The sequence below is a fragment of the Sphingobium xenophagum genome (assembly GCF_031457465.1).
Lineage (GTDB): Bacteria > Pseudomonadota > Alphaproteobacteria > Sphingomonadales > Sphingomonadaceae > Sphingobium > Sphingobium xenophagum_A.
The window spans coordinates 20,326-37,294 of the sequence record NZ_JAVDWV010000001.1 but is presented as its reverse complement, the minus strand read 5'-3'; the positions used below and the strand labels follow the sequence as shown (position 1 = coordinate 37,294).

Sequence of the window (16,969 nt, the reverse complement as noted above, 5' to 3'; positions counted from 1 at the left end):
TTCATGCCCGCGCCCCATCCTACTGCCCCGCTCCAGCCTGCCGTCGATCGGACCACCTTGCGCCGGGCGATCGGTGCGTCTGCCATGGGCAATGCGACCGAATGGTTCGACTATGGCATCTATGCCTATGGAGTAGGCTATATCTCCGCCGCGCTGTTTCCCGGCAACACGGAGGAGGCGGTGCTGTTCGCGCTGGCGACCTTTGCCATTTCCTTCCTGGTCCGTCCGCTCGGTGGCCTGTTCTGGGGGCCGCTGGGCGACCGGATGGGGCGCAAGTCCGTACTGGCGCTCACCATATTGATGATGTCGGGTGCGACGGTGTGCGTCGGCCTGATCCCCGATTATGCGACCATCGGCTTTTGGGCACCGACGCTGCTGATCCTGTTGCGGATGGTGCAGGGCTTTTCCACCGGCGGCGAATATGGCGGCGCGGCGACCTTCATGGCCGAATATGCGCCCGACGATAAGCGCGGCTTTTGCGGCAGCTTCCTCGAATTCGGGACATTGGCGGGCTTCTCGCTGGGCGCGCTGCTGATGCTTGGCTTCTCGCTGATGCTGGGCGACGCCACCATGTATGACTGGGGTTGGCGCATACCCTTCCTGGTGGCTGGCCCCATGGGTCTGGTCGGCATGTATCTTCGATCGAAGATGGAGGATACGCCGGTCTTTCTCGAAGCCGCACTGGCTGCGCAGGGCGTGAAGACGGTATCGCCGACGCTCGGTTCGCTGGTAACGGGCTATTGGCGCACCCTATTGGTGATGGGCGGGCTAGTCACTGCACTCAACATCGTCAACTATACGCTCTTGAGTTACATGCCGACCTATTTGCAGCGTCGGCTGGGCCTGTCCGCCAATGAAGCGTTGATCGTGCCGATCATCGGCATGATGTTCATGATGGTCCTGCTGCCCTTCGCCGGGGCGCTGTCCGACCGGGTCGGGCGCAAGCCGCTGTGGCGCTTCTCGCTCATCGGCCTGTTCCTGCTGGTGGTGCCGGCCTATCTGCTGATGGCGACGGGTTTTGTCGGGGCCGTGTTCGGTTTTGCCCTGCTGGGCTTGCTCTATGTGCCTCAACTCGCGACGATCTCGGCGACCTTCCCCGCCTTGTTCCCGACGTCCGTCCGTTTTGCGGGCTTTGCCATTGCCTATAATGTAGCAACGTCGATCTTCGGCGGTACGGCTCCTGCCATCGGCAGCGGCCTGATCGGCGTGACGGGCAATGAGTTGATGCCCGCCTATTATATGATGCTGGCCTGCATTGTGGGGCTGATCGCCTTACGCTTCATGCCCGAAACCGCCGGCCTGTCACTGCGCGATGAAAACCATCCTGCAAGGACACAATGATCGCACAGACGCAGCGTCAGGACCAATGGATGCCGGACATCCTCATGCGCCTATGCTAAGGGCTAAGGAAACTGCGGATGTAGGTAAGATTCCGCATGCAGATCCGAAAAGCGATCATTTATTCGGAACCATGCATTGGGAGTAACTGCGCTGACCGATCCACAGCCTGCTTGGCATGCCCTGTCAGAAGATGAGACCCTTTCCCTGTTGCAGGGCCGTCGATCGGGTCTGCAACTGGACGAAGCGCAGCGACGGTTAGCCGAATTCGGCCCCAACAGCCTGCCGCCTCCCGCTACGGTGCATCCTGTTCTGCGGTTTCTGGCGCAGTTCAACAGCGCGCTCATCTATTTCCTGCTCGCGGCGGCGGGTGCGGCGCTTCTACTCGGCCATGTCGTCGATGCGGCGGTCATCGCAGCGGTGGTGATCGCCAATGCGATCGTCGGCTTCGTTCAAGAGGGGAAGGCTGAACGGGCGCTGGGCGCGATCCGCGATCTGATTGCCCCGCACGCCACGGTATTGCGGGATGGCGCGCGCCAGACGATCGATGTCCCGGACCTGGTTCCGGGTGACATCGTCATCCTTGAGGCGGGCGACCGTGTGCCCGCCGATATGCGTATCCTTCGCGCGCGCGGGCTGAAGATCGACGAAGCCCTGTTGACCGGCGAGTCGGTCACGTCCGAAAAGCATGAGCCTCCGGTTGCCGTCGAGGCGGCGCTGGGCGATCGTCACAACATGGCCTTTTCGGGTACGATGGTGACGACGGGCCAGGCGACGGCGGTGGTCGTCGCCACAGGCGCGCAGACCCAGATCGGCCATATCAGTGGATTGCTGGGCGGCGTCGAAACGCTCACGACGCCATTGCTGCGACAGATCAACCACTTCGCAAGCCGCTTTACCTGGGCCATGCTGGGTGCCGCCGTCCTGCTGTTCGTCTTTGCCGTGCTGGTGCGGGGGTTCGCCTGGGACGATGCCCTGATCGCCGTCGTCGCCGTCGCGGTGGGCGTGATACCCGAAGGATTGCCTGCGGTCATCACGATCACGCTGGCGATCGGGGTCCAGCGGATGGCGGGGCGCAAGGCGGTGATCCGCAAGCTGCCGGCCGTCGAAACGCTGGGTGCGACCTCCGTCATCTGCACCGACAAGACCGGCACCTTGACCCGCAACGAGATGACCGTCCGGCATATCTTCATTGAGCGCCACCAACTGTTGGTGGCAGGATCGGGCTATGCCCCCCACGGCGCGCTGACCGCCGAGAATCACGACGATGATGCGGCCGCGATCGCGGCCGCAAGCGCCATCATCCGTTGCGGCCTCCTGTGCAACGATGCGCAATTGCGCGAAGCGACCGGCGACTGGCATGTCGAAGGCGATCCCATGGAGGGCGCGCTGGCTGCGCTGGCGATGAAAGCGGGTTTCAGTCCCGACCATGCCCGTGGCGAATGGGCGCGATTGGATGAAATCCCGTTCGATGCCGCCTATCGCTTCATGGCGACCCTGCATCGCAGCCCAGAAGGCGAAGCCATCGCCTTCATCAAGGGCGCGCCCGAAGCCTTGTTGGCGATGGTGCCGGACATGGCCTCCAGTGCGAACTGGGATGATCAGATCGCCACTGCCGCAGCGGCGGGCGAGCGCGTGCTGGGTTTTGCTACCAAGAAGCTGGCACATGGCAGCGAACGGCTTACCTTCTCCGACCTGAAAACGGGTGTCGAATTTCTCGGCCTGATGGGCTTTATTGATCCGCCGCGCGATGAGGCGGTGCGCGCGATCGCGGAGTGCCGTTCGGCCGGTATCGACGTGAAGATGATCACTGGCGATCATGTGGCGACCGCGCTGGCCATCGCCCGGCAGATCGACCTGGCCGACGATCCCAAAGCCACGACCGGCGCTGATCTCGACCCCCTGACCGACGCCCAGTTGCAGGACATGGTCCCGCATATCGCCGTCTTCGCCCGGACCAGCCCGGAGCATAAGCTGCGCATTGTCCGGGCGCTTCAGGCGAACGGGGCCATCGTCGCAATGACAGGCGATGGGGTGAATGACGCGCCCTCGCTCAAACAGGCCGATGTGGGAACTGCCATGGGCCTCAAGGGCACGGAGGCCGCGCGTGAAGCGTCGGAGATGGTGCTTCTGGACGATAATTTCGCGTCCATCGTAGCGGCCGTCCATGAAGGGCGGACGGTCTATGACAATATCCGCAAAGTCATTTCCTGGACGTTGCCGACCAATGGCGGCGAATCCGTGGCCGTCATTCTTGCGATTCTGGTCGGCTTTGCCCTGCCGATGACAGCGACCCATATCCTGTGGATCAATCTCGTCACCGCTGTCAGCCTGGGCCTCGTCCTGGCTTTCGAGCCGGCCGAACCCGGTGTCATGCAACGGCCACCCCGCGCCGCCGATGCGCCACTTTTGTCGCCTTTTCTGCTGTGGCGGGTGATCGTCGTGTCGATCCTCTTTGCAAGTGCTACGCTCGGCGTCTTCTTCTTTACACTGGGCGAAGGCCGCAGCATCGAGGTTGCCCGCACCATGGCCGTCAACATGCTGGTCGTCGCGGAAATATTCTATCTGTTCAACGTCCGGTTCCTGCACATGGGCTCGCTGACATGGCGGGGCGTTCTGGGAACGCGGTCCGTCCTGATCGCCATTGTCGCGGTCGTGACCGCGCAACTCGCCTTCACCTATCTCCCTGTCCTGAACCGCCTGTTCGACAGTCGGCCGCTCACCCTGCGCGATGGCGGCCTGATCATCCTGATCGGTATCGGCCTGTTTCTGCTGCTCGAAGGCGAAAAGCTGCTGATGCGCCGCCTGGGCTGGTTCAAGGAATTGCGGGCCTGAGAGGCAGCCCCTTCGGTGATCAGCGGATCGGCCAGCTAAAAAGCTGTGGCAGGATATATCCATGGCGAGCGCAAAGCCCTCCGCGCTGCAATCCGTGACCCGTCCCGGCGGCGGCACCCTGCCCGACGCCGGGGCTTTGCCCTCTGCGGAACGCAGGCTGTGAAGTGTGCGAAGTTCACACCGTTGCAGGGCCCGGATTTGCGCGGTTGTGGGATCGTGGCGGCACTTTGCACAAGCGACATGGCTTGTGTGGGTGGTCGTGCGTTCGAGGTCTGTCCACGCAGGCCGCGGAGCGGGCTGCCCTGCAACAGCGTCGGCGCGTCAGCGCCGTCCGCATGACTGGCGCTTAACTTCGCATATTTCCCGCTGATTGCGACATTTTGATGTGGGAACGGGACATTTTGTTTCACGCGGAGGCGCGGGGACGCGGAGGGGGACGGCGCGGGCGCGCTGTTGGGCAAGGGGGCGGACGATGGGAAGGAGCCGAAGGCGAGGATAGCAGGGATGGCCGATGTAGGACAGGGGCGACGATGGCGGTGAGCGAGAAGGTCTACCCCTGCGCCCCGGATGTGATCCGGGGGGCGGCCCTTTTATCTCCCCCTACCGCCCATCCTAGCCTGGAGAGCAAACGGCACCTCATCTACACCCTGCAACTTCAATGGCTTGATACGGCAACGGCACCGCCTGTCTCGCAGGCGGTGCCGGTTGAAGGGCTAAATTCCAATGTGCAGACAACGGCTTACCCCACAGGGGGAGCCAATGCTTTTATCTTGCCTTTGGTATTATCCAGGCGCTGACACGATTCTGACTTCGCCAGAGGTATATTCTTTAGCCTCTTGTGGACCGCCGTCTGGAGCCTGCCATTCAAAGCGCAAGCTATCAAAAGAACGGAATAAAAGTTCTTCAGGACTTGGTGAAACCATTTTCAATTTCTTAAATTGAAGAGTGATGTCACCATCTAAAATCATAGTCAGACTGTCACCATTCTCAGCTAAAGAGGTTAGGCTGTGCTGGCTATCGTGAGGTCTACCAAACCAGCCATCGGGTAAAATTAATCCACCACCCCATTCTTTATCGAACCACGATTCTATCGCGCCTGAAAAGCTCATTGTGCCCTCACTTCGGGATTATCCATTTTGGATTTACCTTGGGTATATAAACTTGGCTTCCTCCACCGAGCAACCCGCCTTGCGCGGCCGCATAACCGTCGTAAATCTTGGTCCCAGCGGGAACTTCGATCGCAACAACATTCTTGGCGGTGTTACCCCAAGCCGCATCAAGGGCAAGGTCCATGCGGGATTGTAGCGCGCCTGCCGGAGGCGTTCGCGTCCAGTAAGAACCTAACTGGCCAGCTTTTCCTCCAAACACTCGGTAGAGAGTAGTGGTTTCTGAGGTAACCGATTGGGTGTAAGCTCCTGCGCGGAAGGTGGCCGCAACTTCGGTTCCTAGCGGTCCAGAACCGGTCAGACCGTTAAACCTAAGGCCTTCGGCTGTTCTGATGCCTCTAGCGGCATAGGCGCTACTTCCCCAAGAATAGCCTTTTGCAACTCCGCCTAAAATTGCATTGCCTAATACTATCTCGCCAGCAATCCGTGGTCCGAGTGTCACACCTTGGATAGCTTGCCGATCGAACTGGGCCAGATCAGTGCCGACGCGTTGCATCACATCGACGTTCGCTCGCCATTCTATACCGCCATTGCTGTTCGCGTAATTATTACCGAAGCTGCTAAAATCCTGATTCCAGTGGTCGGAGATATTGGCAGGATAGCCGGTGTAAGACTGACCTGTGAAATCCGTGCTGCCATCATAGACTGCGCCAACAATCTTCTCAGCCCCCGCAACGGGCTGGGCCTGTGCGATGGCTTCCGCCTCTGATGGTCCGTAGGATTGAAGGAGCATCTGACGGGCAGCCCGCACATCACCTCCTGAGGCCGTAAGAAATACATCCGCTCGCATCCGCGCCATCACATCGGGATTCACGATAATATCGTCCCCGCTCGCGCTACTGCTGGCACCGGCCTTCGATGAGCCAATGCTGGCAATCTTCTCCGCTGCCAAATTCCCAACCGTATTGCCTATAATGCTCGGCAGCGAGCTTATCAAAGTATCGCCGAAGCTGTTGCCGGTGATGAGGGATTCGCCTGCGGCGGCAGCGAGGCCGCCTGCCATGCCGGAGGCGGCGCGGCCCCAGGAGCCGCTCCAGCCCAGTGCGTTGCCCACGCCCGCGCCGATGCCTGCGGTGGCGACGCCTGCCCAGTTGAACCTGCTTTGCAGGCCCGTGGCCATGCCAATGCCTTGACTAAGGACATTTCCCAGCGCGCCGCGCGCTGCGGCACCAATAGGCCCGGTGCCAAATGTGCCACCAAGGCCTCCGCCAACCCCGCCCGCGAGAGCTGAGAGCGCTACGCCCTTCCAACTGAACGTGCGCTGGATCCCGGTCGCCATGCCAAAGCCCTGGCTCACTACGCTGCCTAGCGCGGCTGCTCCGGCACCAATGGCCACGCCACCCAAACCCAGGCTGCCACTAGCCAACGCACTCAATCCCTGCGCGATCGTCGCACCTGCCGCTGCCCCCGCAGTGACCACCGTGACCGCCACCGCAATCGCGACCATCAGCACCTGCCCGAACGTGCCGCACTTAGCCTTCTTGGGCGGTTTGGCGGCGGTTGGCATGGTGTCGCCGATGGCTTCGTTGGGGTCGTAGACCTTGTAGGTATTGGCGTTGTTGTGGCTGTTATGGACCTTGTTGGGGATGACGAGGCTCATGCCCGCGACCAGGGTTTCCGCGCCGATGAGGCCATTGGCATCGGCGATCATGTACCAGAAGCTGGCATCGCCCCAGACGGTCTGGGCGATCGCCTCAAGGGTGTCGCCTGCCTGCACCGTGTAGCGGGTAGAGGTGCTTTGGTAGTTCAGGCCGTTGATCGGATCATAGCTCTGGTCGAAGTCGGCGTGCGCGATGCTGGTGGTTGCGCCATTGCGGAACGGCCCGGTGCCGCCCAGCGAGATGTGCTGATTGATGGAGGCCACATAATCGACATCGCTGGTGCCGTTGTTGGAGAGGTCGCCCACGCGCAGGCCGTTAAAGTAGAAATGCAGTTCGCGCGGATCGCCGGTCGAAAGCCTGTCGACCTCGTCACGCTCGTGATAGATGCCCGCCGCGTCGGTGCGATGGCGGCCTGATCGTCCTGGTCGGTATCGGCCTGTTTCTGCTGCTCGAAGGCGAAAAGCTGCTGATGCGCCGCCTGGGCTGGTTCAAGGAATTGCGGGCCTGACGGGCAGGTCCCCAGGTCAGGCCTATATATCAGGCGTGCAGATGCTGTCCGTTATCGACCGGGATCACCGTTCCGGTAATGCGCTTTGCCGCGTCGCTGACGAGGAAGGCGGCCAGGTTGCCGACATCGCTCACTTCCACAAGTTCGCCCTTCGGCGCCAGTGCTGCGGCCCGTTCGAGCAGGGCATCGAACCGATCAATGCCACTGGCCGCGCGGGTGGCGATCGGTCCGGGCGAGATGGCATGCGCGCGGATGCCGTTGGGGGCCAGTTCGGCCGCAAGATAGCGGGTGGCGCTTTCAAGTGCGGCCTTGACTGGACCCATCAGATTATAATGGTCAACGACTCTTTCGGAGCCATAGAAGGTCACGCAGAGCAGGCAGCCCCCTTCGGTCATCAGCGGTTCGGCCAGCTTCGCCATGCGCAGAAAGCTGTGGCAGGATACGTCCATGGCGAGGGCAAAGCCCTCCGCGCTGCAATCGGTGACCCGTCCGTGCAGGTCGTCCTTTGGCGCGAAGGCGATGGAGTGCAGGAGGAAGTCCAGCCCGCCCCAGCGTTCGCGAACCTGATCGAATAATCGCTCCAGATCGCCCGGCACGCGGACGTCGCACGGCGCGGTCCATTCCATGCCATCACGTTCGGTGACCGGCAGAACCCAGTCCTGCGCCTTTTCATTGAGATAGGTGGCGGCCAGCCGCGCGCCACATTGTGCGAACGCCGCCGCGCAACCCGCCGCGATGCTCTGTTCGTTGGCGATCCCGATGATCAGGCCGCGTTTCCCGCGAAGGTCGACAAGGGGGTTCATGCGGCGTCTCCAAGCAAAAGGTTCATTATGTGCAGGGCGATCATACGCTCTTCGTCGGTGGGGATGACCCGCACCGTTACTTGGCTGCCCGGCGTGCTGATGACGGGCTGATTCGCGCTGTTGGCGCTTTCGTCCAGTTCGATGCCCAGCCATGCAAGCTGTCGGCAAATCCGGCTGCGGATGTCGGCATGATGTTCGCCGATACCGGCGGTGAAGACGATGCCGTCCAGCCCGCCCAGCGATGCGGCCAGCGCCCCGGCTTCCTTGGCGGCGCGCCACGCGAACAGGCTGATCGCCTCTTCGGCGTGCGGGTCGGTGCTGTCCGACAGGGTGCGCATGTCGCTCGACACGCCGGAGACGCCGAGCAGGCCGGACTGGCGGTAGAGCATATCCTCCACCGCCTGCGCGCTCATCCCCATGTGCGTCTGGAGGTGCAGCACGACGCCGGGGTCGATCGCCCCGCAGCGCGTCCCCATCATCAGCCCGTCGAGCGCGGTGAAGCCCATGGTCGTGTCGATACTGCGCCCGTCGCGGATCGCGCAGAGGCTGGCGCCATTGCCGAGATGCGCGGCTATGACCCTGCCCCTGGCCAAGGGCGGATCGATGTGCGTCAGGCGATGGACGATATATTCGTAGGACAGGCCGTGGAAACCATAGCGCCTGATGCCCTGATCATGCAGCGCGCGCGGCAAAGCGAGGCGCGATGCGATCTCCGGCTTGTCATGGTGGAAAGCGGTATCGAAACAGGCGACTTGCGGGATATCGGGCCGGAGGATGGCAATGGCGCGGATCGCCGCCAAATTGTGTGGCTGGTGCAGCGGAGCGAGCGCGCACAGGGCATCAAGCTTGTCGAGCAACGCCCGGTCCACCAGCCGGGGCGCCGCAAACTCCATGCCGCCATGAACGACCCGGTGACCGATGCCGATCACCTCGCGTCCTTCGAGATGCGTGGTCGCCCAGGCGATCAGATAGTCGAGCAGTTCAGCATGGCTGAGCGCCGCGCCGTCCACCCAGTCATGATCGTGGATCACGCCCCCGTCTGCGGTGCGGATGGCGATGCGCGGGGCGATGCCGATCCGCTCGATCTTGCCGCCCGCCGATAGCGTGGGAGAGCGCCCGTCCTCCAGCGTGAACAGCGCGAACTTTATGCTCGACGAGCCGGAATTGATGCTGACGACCGCTTTCATGCAGGCGCGCCCTCCGGTAACCCCGGCGCGGCCTTGGTCGCCGCGACCGCCAGGAGGACCGCCACGGCGCAGGACGCCAGCCGCGTCCGCAGGCTGTCGGCGCGGCTTGTCAGGATGATCGGCACCCGCGCACCCAGCACGACGCCTGCGGCATCCGCACCGCCCAGGAAGGTCAGTTGCTTGGCCAGCATATTACCCGCCTCGATATTGGGCACGACCAATATGTCCGCACGGCCCGCGACGGGCGAGACGATGCCCTTTTCCCGCGCGGCCGCTTCGCTGACGGCATTGTCGAAGGCCAGCGGGCCATCGAGCAGCCCGCCGGTGATCTGGCCCCGGTCGGCCATCTTGCACAGGGCCGCCGCGTCTAGCGTCGATGGCATGGAGGGGGTCACCGTCTCGACCGCCGACAGGATCGCCACCTTGGGTTCGGGCTGGCCCAGCACATGGGCCAAGTCGATCGCGTTGCGGATGATGTCGGCCTTGTCCTCCAGCGTCGGCGCAATGTTGATCGCTGCGTCGGTGATGATCAGGGGATTGGGGTGACCCGGAACATCCATGACATAGGCATGGCTGATCCGCCGTTCGGTGCGCAGCCCGGTCGCGCGGGACACGATCGCGCCTATGAGTTCATCGGTGTGCAGCGATCCCTTCATCAGCAGCCGGGCTTCGCCGGAACGGACCAGTTCGACCGCCTTCGCGGCGGAGTCATGGCTGTGGACGCTCGGCACGATGCGAAGGGCGCTGATGTCCTTCCCCGCCTCCTCGGCGGCCTGACGAATGCGGGCCTCTGGACCGACCAGGATCGGCACGATCAGCCCGGCCTCTGCCGCTTCGACCGCTGCGGCAAGCGCGGCCGCCGAGCAGGGATGCGCCACCGCCGTCGTCACGGGATGGCCCGACGCCGCCTCGATCAGGCGGTTATAGCCATCATGATCGGACAGCCGGATGTCGGGCAGGGCGATGCGCGGACGGCGGATCTTGTCGGTCGGGGCCTTCACCTCCGCCTCGCCGGTGATGACCGTTTCGCCATTCTGGTTCACGCAGCGACAGTCGAGCAGGACGATGCTGCGGTCCGGCTGCGTGGCGGTGACGGTGACGGAGGCAGTGATATGATCGCCGACGCCCACCGGGCGCAGGAACCGCAGCGACTGGCCCAGATAGATGGTGCCTGGCCCCGGCAGCTCGGTGCCCAGCACGGCCGACAACAGGCCCGCCCCCCACATGCCATGGGCGATGATACGGCGGAAAAAGTCCGTCTCGGCAAATTCGCTATCGAGATGGGCCGGGTTCACATCGCCCGACACGAGCGCGAACAACTGAATATCCTTGAGCGACAGCGTGCGGGTGACGCTGGCGGTATCGCCGACCTTGATTTCGGCGAAGGTCCGGTTTTCGATCATCTCGACATCGGTCATGGATTATTTCTCCAGAACATAGAGGCCTGGCGCATCGCCGAGCGTCGGATAGCCCTTGTCAGGCGCGCCCATCGACGGAGGCGGCTGGGGCTCGCCCGAACGCGCGTCCAGCCAGTGCCCCCATTCGGGCCACCATGAGCCTTCCTTGTGGGGCGCGATCGCAAACCATTCATCCGGTGCAAGGGCAGCGCCATCGGCCTCTCGCGTCAGGACATGATAGCGTCGTTTGGCATGGCCCGGTTCGGACACGATACCGGCATTATGCCCGCCGCTGGTCAGGACGAACGTGGTTTCGGCGCCGGTCAGCAAATGGATTTTATGCACCGATCGCCAGGGCGCCACATGATCCCGCTCGGTACCGACCACGAACAAAGGCGCGCGGATCGCGGACAGGGCGATCGTGCGGCCATCGACCGCGAACTTGCCTTCGGCCAGTTCGTCATTGAGGAACAGACGGGTCAGATATTCGCTGTGCATGGCGTGGGGCATGCGCGTGCCATCGGCATTCCAGGCCATGAGGTCGTTCATCCGCGGGCGTTCGCCCATCAGATAGGTCTGGAGTATCTGCGACCAGACGAGATCGTTGGACCGCAATATCTGGAATGCGCCGCCCATTTGCGCGCTGTCGAGATAGCCGCGCGTCGACATCAGATTCTTGAGCATGGCCAGTTGCGATTCGTCGATGAAGAGGCCGAGTTCGCCCGGTTCGCTGAATTCCGTCTGCGCCGCCAGCAGCGTGATGCTGGCCAGCCGCTCATCCCCGTCGCGCGCCATGGCGGCGGCGGCTATGGCGAGCAGCGTGCCGCCCAGACAATAGCCAACGCCATGAATTTTCGCGCTGCCGGTGATGGCACCGACGGCATCCAGCGCGGCCATCGCGCCCAGGCGACGATAGGCGTCGAGGTCGAGATTGCGGTCTTCGCTGTTGGGATTGTGCCAGGAGATCATGAACACGGTATAGCCCTGGCCCGTCAGCCAACGGACCAGCGAATTTTCCGGCGACAGGTCGAGAATATAATATTTCATGATCCAGGCGGGCATGATCAGGATCGGTTCGGGACGGACCTGCTCGGTGGTCGGCGCATATTGGATCAGTTCGATCAAATGGTTGCGCCACACGACCTTGCCTGGGGTCGTGGCCACCGTCTCGCCGACCCGGAACGCCTCGGCACCCACCGGCGGCTCGCCCCGCGCCTGGCGCTGCATGTCCTGCGCCATGTGATTCATGCCATCCATAAGGCATTTGCCGCCCGTTTCCACGATCTTGCGCTGCAGCACCGGATTGGTGGCGAGGAAATTGGTGGGAGCGAACATGTCCAGAATCTGTCGCGCCGCAAAGGCGGTCTGCGCTTCGTGCGCCTTGGAGACGCCTCCAATGCCGGTGGTCGCGGCATGCCACCATTGCTGGTTGAGCAGAAAGGCCTGGGTGAGGAAATTGAAGGGCGGCTTTTGCCAGGCAGGATCGGAAAAGCGCCGGTCCTGAGGCAGCGGCTCAATGGCAGGAGCCGCGTCCGGGTTGCCAGCGCTACGTCCCATATAATCGAACAGGCGGAGATATTTTCGACCCATTTTCGCGGCCAACTGCATCTGCTTGCCAGGCGAGGAGGCAAGGTGCAGCGCCCAGTCGGCGCTCGCCAGGAACATGGTCGCCGGAGAAAGGCCATGCGTCGCCTGCGCGATCATCGCACCGGCCGCCTGGTCGATGGAGTCTGCAATACCATCGAGCGGATCATAGCCTGGCTTACGGCTGTCATATGTCATCAAAATGGTTCCAATTGCGAGCTGTGGCCAAACCCTGTTCAAGCGATATCGCGTTGAACGAAAGCAGTGTTCCGAGTGCAGGATCGACCGATGATCTGCTTGCTTCAAGGAAGCATCGCACCGATCGCGCGTCTGAAGGTCGGGTAGAAGGAAAACATGCGGGAACGCCATCCGTAGATACCGCAGAAATCGGCGAGCATTTGTACGCAACAGGGCCGACGCTGATACCATAACAGGTTGAAGGTCTGCGAACCATGGATATTGGCGAAGGCAGCGTAGTTTGGCGATCTTCACCCGCGCTTCGCGCTTGTCGCCACCTTTCAAAAAAAAGCGCGATTAAAAATCCGGCCGTCACGAACCAGTCATGCGATTGGCATCAACATGTTACATTGGGCGGCCATTGGCAGCGATTATGGCTCGCGCACATGTATCGGTCAGCCCGAAGGCTTCGGACGGTCAGGACATGCGCGTTTTGCTGTTTCTGAAAGGCTTCGGGCCTGGTGGGGTCGAGCGCATAGCGTTGCGGCTGAGCGATGGTTTGTATCGAGCCGGACGCGATCTGACCGTCCTCGTCGCAGAGGCCGCAGGAGCAATAGGCAATCCATCGGCGGTGACATGCCATGTGGCACGGTCCTGGCCTGTCATCGGCAGACGCTGGCCAACCATGCGTCTGGTCTATGCCTTGTGGCGCGAGATAGGTCGTGCGCCACCTGCCATACTTTTTTGTCCAGGAAACGCTTATACGATCGTTGCTGTCATCCTGAAACTTCTGCTGGGCCAGTCCTGTCCGCCGATTGTCGCGAAGGTCAGCAACGACTTGCAGCGCCCCGACCTGCCGCGCGCTCTTCGTCCGCTCTATCGGTTCTGGCTATGGATACAGGGCCGGATGATCGACCATTTCGCCATATTGTCGGTTCCTATGGGAGAGGAAGTCATGGCGCTTATGCGCGTCGGGCCAGACCGCATCCATATCGTACCCAATCCGGTTCTCGACGATGCCGATATCGGGCCGGACCAAGAGCGGCACCGCCCCCGTCGTGCGGGTCGCCACTTCGTTGCGATTGGCCGGCTGGAGCGGCAGAAAAATTATCCGGCGATGCTGCGCGCCTTCGCTATCGGGGCGGGCAAGGATGATCGGTTGACCATTTTCGGCGAGGGTAGCGAACGGGAGGCACTGACCGCACTTGCCGCATCGTTGGATATTGGCGACCGGGTCGATATGCCCGGCCACTGTCCGGAGGTCTGCGCACGTCTGCGCGACCATGATATTCTCCTCCTGTCGTCAGCCTATGAGGGCCTGCCCGGCGCGGTCATCGAAGCGCTGGCGGCTGGATTGTGGGTCATTGCGACCCGTTGCAGCGTCAGCATGCCCGACCTTCTAGAGCATGGCGCATTGGGCCGATTGACGGAATGCGGCGACGAAAGCGGCTTCGCTCTGGCCATCCGGACGGCGGAGCCGGGGCAACAAGATCGCGCGCGCGCGGCGCGCAAGGCGAGCCATTATACGCTGGAAGCTGCGGTCCCCGCCTACACCGCGCTGTTCGATCAGGTCATCGCCCAGCGACAGGCGCGCAGCCAGAGTGCGCGCGCGCCTTCCGCCCTTCGTTCAGCGACAAGTATGAGGCCCGTATGAGCACCGCCGATCTTGCGTCAACGCGCCTGATGGATACATCGTCCCTGATCGACGGTGCGGCCGCACGCGACCTGTATGTTCCAGCGCCGCTGGTCAAATCGGGTCGCAACTGGGTCGCCTGGTTCGGGCCGGTGATTTCGCTGGCGCTGCTGGCCGCCGTGTTCCTGCAACGCGGCAGCGTCGATATTCCTGCGTTACTGGGACTTGTCCCCCGCACCCCGCTATTTTGGGGTCTGTTCCTCCTGACCTATAGTCTGACGCCGCTGTTCGACTGGTTGATATTCCACCGGCTCTGGTCGATCCCGGCGGGAGGGCTGGCTGCGCTGTTCCGCAAGCGGCTCAGCAACGAACTGCTGCTGGGTTATGTCGGAGACGTTTATTTCTACACCTGGGCGCGTCGGCATGTGCGAATGGAAGGCTCCCCTTTCGGCGCGGTGAAGGATTCGGCGATCCTGTCCGGTGTCATGGGCAATGTCGTGACACTCGTGATGCTGGCCCTGACCTTTCCGCTGCTGTCGTCCCTGCCGCTCGCGATCGACGGGCGCACGCTGGGCGTTTCGCTTGGCATATTGGTGCTGACCTCGGTCGTGCCGATGCTGCTGGGTCGCCGCATCTTCGGCCTGCCGCCAGCGGAGCGTCGCATGGTGGCCGGGGTGCATTTCCTGCGGATCGTCGCCAATCTGCTATTCTATGCGCTGCTGTGGCATTTGATGCTCCCAGACGTCGCGATCAGTTGGTGGGTCATGCTCTCGACGGTCCGCCTCGTCCTGTCGCGCCTGCCGCTGGTGCCGAACAAGGATGTGCTGTTTGCCGGGGTGGCCACCTTCCTCGTAGGGCGCGAGGGGGAAATTGCCGAGATTTTGGGACTACTCGCCAGCCTCCTGCTTGCCAACCATTTACTGGTCGGCCTGTTGCTGGGTGCCAGCGGCGTCATCCGGCGGAGGATGGCCCCATGATCGCCTTACCTCTGCTGTCTTCCGCCCTGCTGCTATCGACCGGCTTTATTCCGTCCACCCCTGAGCTGGGCAAGGCGGAAGCGCGGTGCCGTGCCAATGAAAGCGGCCCTGCGCTCCTGATCGACATTGTCGGGCTCAAGGATCGCAAGGGCAATCTGAAGCTTGAAGTCTATCCCGCGAACGATGCCGACTTCCTGCAGGATGACAATATATTGATCGCGCAGGGCAAGGTCTTTCGCCGGGTCGAGGTGCCGGTTCCTGCCAGCGATCCCGCCACGCTGTGCGTCCGGGTGCCCGGCCCCGGCCGCTATGCCGTCAGTGTGCTGCACGACCGGGACGGCAATCGTAAGTTCGGCCTCTCGGTCGATGGCGTCGGTTTTGGCAGCAATCCCAAGCTGGGCCTGGGGAAACCCAAGGCCTTGGCGGCATCTATCGTGGCCGGGTCCGGGCTGACGCGCGAACGCATCATCATGAACTATCGCCGGGGCCTGATGTCCTTTGGCCCTTTGACAGCAAGGCCGTAAACTATGCGCATTGTCGATGTCTGCGCCTTTTATTCCGACCGGGGCGGCGGGGTGAAAACCTATGTCCGGCACAAGATGCTGGCGGGGCCGAAAGAAGGGCATGAGGTCATCATCCTGGCCCCGGCGGCGGAGGCGGGGATCGAGGTCATCAATGACCATGCCCGGATCGAATTTGTCCGCGCGCGCCGCTTTCCGCTCGATGGCCGCTATCATTATTTCCATGACGAGGCGGCCTTGCATGCCCGGCTCGACGCCCTGCGCCCGGATCTGGTCGAGGCATCCACGCCCTGGGCCAGCGCCACGATGGTCGCGAATTGGCGGGGTTCGGCCCCGCGCAGCCTCATCATGCATGCCGACCCGCTGGGCAATTACGCTTATCGCTGGTTTCGCGCGCTGGCCCCGCGTCCGGTGATCGACCGGGGTTTCGACTGGTTCTGGCGGCATTTGCGGCGGATGGATGCCCGGTTCGATCATATCGTCTGTGCGAGCGACGATCTGGCCGCGCGGCTGGTGGCAGGTGGACTGCATCATGTCGTGACCAACCATATGGGGGTGCAGCCGGGCATATTCAGTCCTGCGCTTCGCGATCCCGACCTGCGCCGCCGCATGCTGGCGTCTTGCGGCCTGCCGGAGGACGCGGTGCTGTTGCTCGGCGCGGGCCGTCATGCGCCGGAGAAGCGCTGGCCGATGATCATCGACGCGGCCACCGCGAGCGGCTTTGCCCGCCCCATCGGGCTGGTGATCGCCGGTGACGGACGCGCGCGCGCCAGCGTGCAGCGCGCAGCGGCGGGCAATCCCCATGTCCGCCTGATCGCTCCGATCACGGATCGGGCGACCTTTGCGACGCTGCTCGCCAGCGCGGACGCGCTGGTTCATGGCAGCGAGTCCGAAACATTCTGCATGATCGCCGCTGAGGCGCGCGCCAGCGGCATTCCCATGTTCCTGCCCGACAGCGGTGCTGCGGCAGACCATCTGGTGCCCGGTGCCGGCTATCATTATGCCGCCGCGCAAGGCGCGAGCCTGGTCGAGCAACTCAATCATTTTGTCGCTGATGGGCCAGCCAAGCACCTGTCCGTCGCGCGGGCGGCGGCAGCGGGTACGCGAACGATGGACGCGCATTTTTCAGACTTGTTCGCGCTCTACGCAATACATGGTCGCGCCATGGCAGCGTGACAGTTCGGCGTCATTTGCGTGACGCGCCTGCCGCGAAAGTTTAACCGCACTGCCGCCTGAGCGACA

The 16,969-nt window shown here is 62.7% G+C and carries 12 protein-coding genes; 6 read left to right on the top strand and 6 right to left on the bottom strand.

The features are described 5' to 3' along the window. Nucleotides 1-3: 3 nt before the first annotated feature. Entirely contained in the window at nt 4-1,341 is a 1,338-nt protein-coding gene (locus tag J2W40_RS00165) for an MFS transporter (RefSeq protein WP_310220948.1), read from the top strand. Between the two features lie 180 nt (nt 1,342-1,521). Further along, the gene (locus J2W40_RS00160) at nt 1,522-4,173 is read left to right on the top strand and encodes an HAD-IC family P-type ATPase (protein ID WP_310221454.1); all 2,652 of its coding nucleotides are present in this window, start codon (nt 1,522-1,524) and stop codon (nt 4,171-4,173) included. A gap of 782 nt (nt 4,174-4,955) precedes the next feature. Here J2W40_RS00160 and J2W40_RS00155 read toward each other — a convergent pair. From J2W40_RS00155 to J2W40_RS00130, 6 genes are all read right to left on the bottom strand, one after another. Further along, nucleotides 4,956-5,282, bottom strand: coding sequence for a hypothetical protein (locus J2W40_RS00155; RefSeq protein ID WP_310220946.1), 327 nt, complete (start codon nt 5,280-5,282; stop codon nt 4,956-4,958). A gap of 7 nt (nt 5,283-5,289) precedes the next feature. After that, the gene (locus J2W40_RS00150) at nt 5,290-7,245 is read right to left on the bottom strand and encodes a LysM peptidoglycan-binding domain-containing protein (RefSeq protein ID WP_310220944.1); all 1,956 of its coding nucleotides are present in this window, start codon (nt 7,243-7,245) and stop codon (nt 5,290-5,292) included. A 232-nt stretch (nt 7,246-7,477) separates the two neighbouring features. Then, a complete protein-coding gene (gene fabI / locus J2W40_RS00145; RefSeq protein WP_310220942.1) occupies nt 7,478-8,251 on the bottom strand; it encodes an enoyl-ACP reductase FabI in 774 nt (257 codons plus the stop codon). Next, a complete protein-coding gene (locus J2W40_RS00140; RefSeq protein ID WP_310220941.1) occupies nt 8,248-9,438 on the bottom strand; it encodes an acetate/propionate family kinase in 1,191 nt (396 codons plus the stop codon). The genes fabI and J2W40_RS00140 overlap by 4 nt, the downstream gene beginning before the upstream one ends. Beyond that, nucleotides 9,435-10,856: a bifunctional enoyl-CoA hydratase/phosphate acetyltransferase gene (locus J2W40_RS00135; RefSeq protein WP_310220939.1), complete on the bottom strand. Its 1,422-nt coding sequence runs from the start codon at nt 10,854-10,856 to the stop codon at nt 9,435-9,437. The genes J2W40_RS00140 and J2W40_RS00135 overlap by 4 nt, the downstream gene beginning before the upstream one ends. A 3-nt stretch (nt 10,857-10,859) precedes the next feature. Then, entirely contained in the window at nt 10,860-12,617 is a 1,758-nt protein-coding gene (locus tag J2W40_RS00130; RefSeq protein WP_310220938.1) for a PHA/PHB synthase family protein, read from the bottom strand. Between the two features lie 412 nt (nt 12,618-13,029). On the opposite strand from J2W40_RS00130, the gene J2W40_RS00125 reads away from it, so the two are divergent. From J2W40_RS00125 to J2W40_RS00110, 4 genes are read left to right on the top strand one after another with little or no spacing between them, the layout of a single operon-like run. After that, a complete protein-coding gene (locus J2W40_RS00125; protein WP_310220936.1) occupies nt 13,030-14,250 on the top strand; it encodes a glycosyltransferase in 1,221 nt (406 codons plus the stop codon). Further along, nucleotides 14,247-15,206, top strand: a complete 960-nt coding sequence (locus J2W40_RS00120) for a hypothetical protein (protein ID WP_310220934.1) — start codon at nt 14,247-14,249, stop codon at nt 15,204-15,206. Before J2W40_RS00125 ends, J2W40_RS00120 begins: the two co-directional genes overlap by 4 nt. Continuing rightward, complete coding sequence (locus J2W40_RS00115; RefSeq protein ID WP_310220932.1) at nt 15,203-15,730, top strand: DUF2141 domain-containing protein; 528 nt, start codon at nt 15,203-15,205, stop codon at nt 15,728-15,730. The genes J2W40_RS00120 and J2W40_RS00115 overlap by 4 nt, the downstream gene beginning before the upstream one ends. A gap of 3 nt (nt 15,731-15,733) precedes the next feature. Further along, nucleotides 15,734-16,903 (top strand): glycosyltransferase, encoded by a 1,170-nt coding sequence (locus tag J2W40_RS00110; protein ID WP_310220930.1) that lies wholly within the window; start codon nt 15,734-15,736, stop codon nt 16,901-16,903. Nucleotides 16,904-16,969 lie beyond the last annotated feature (66 nt).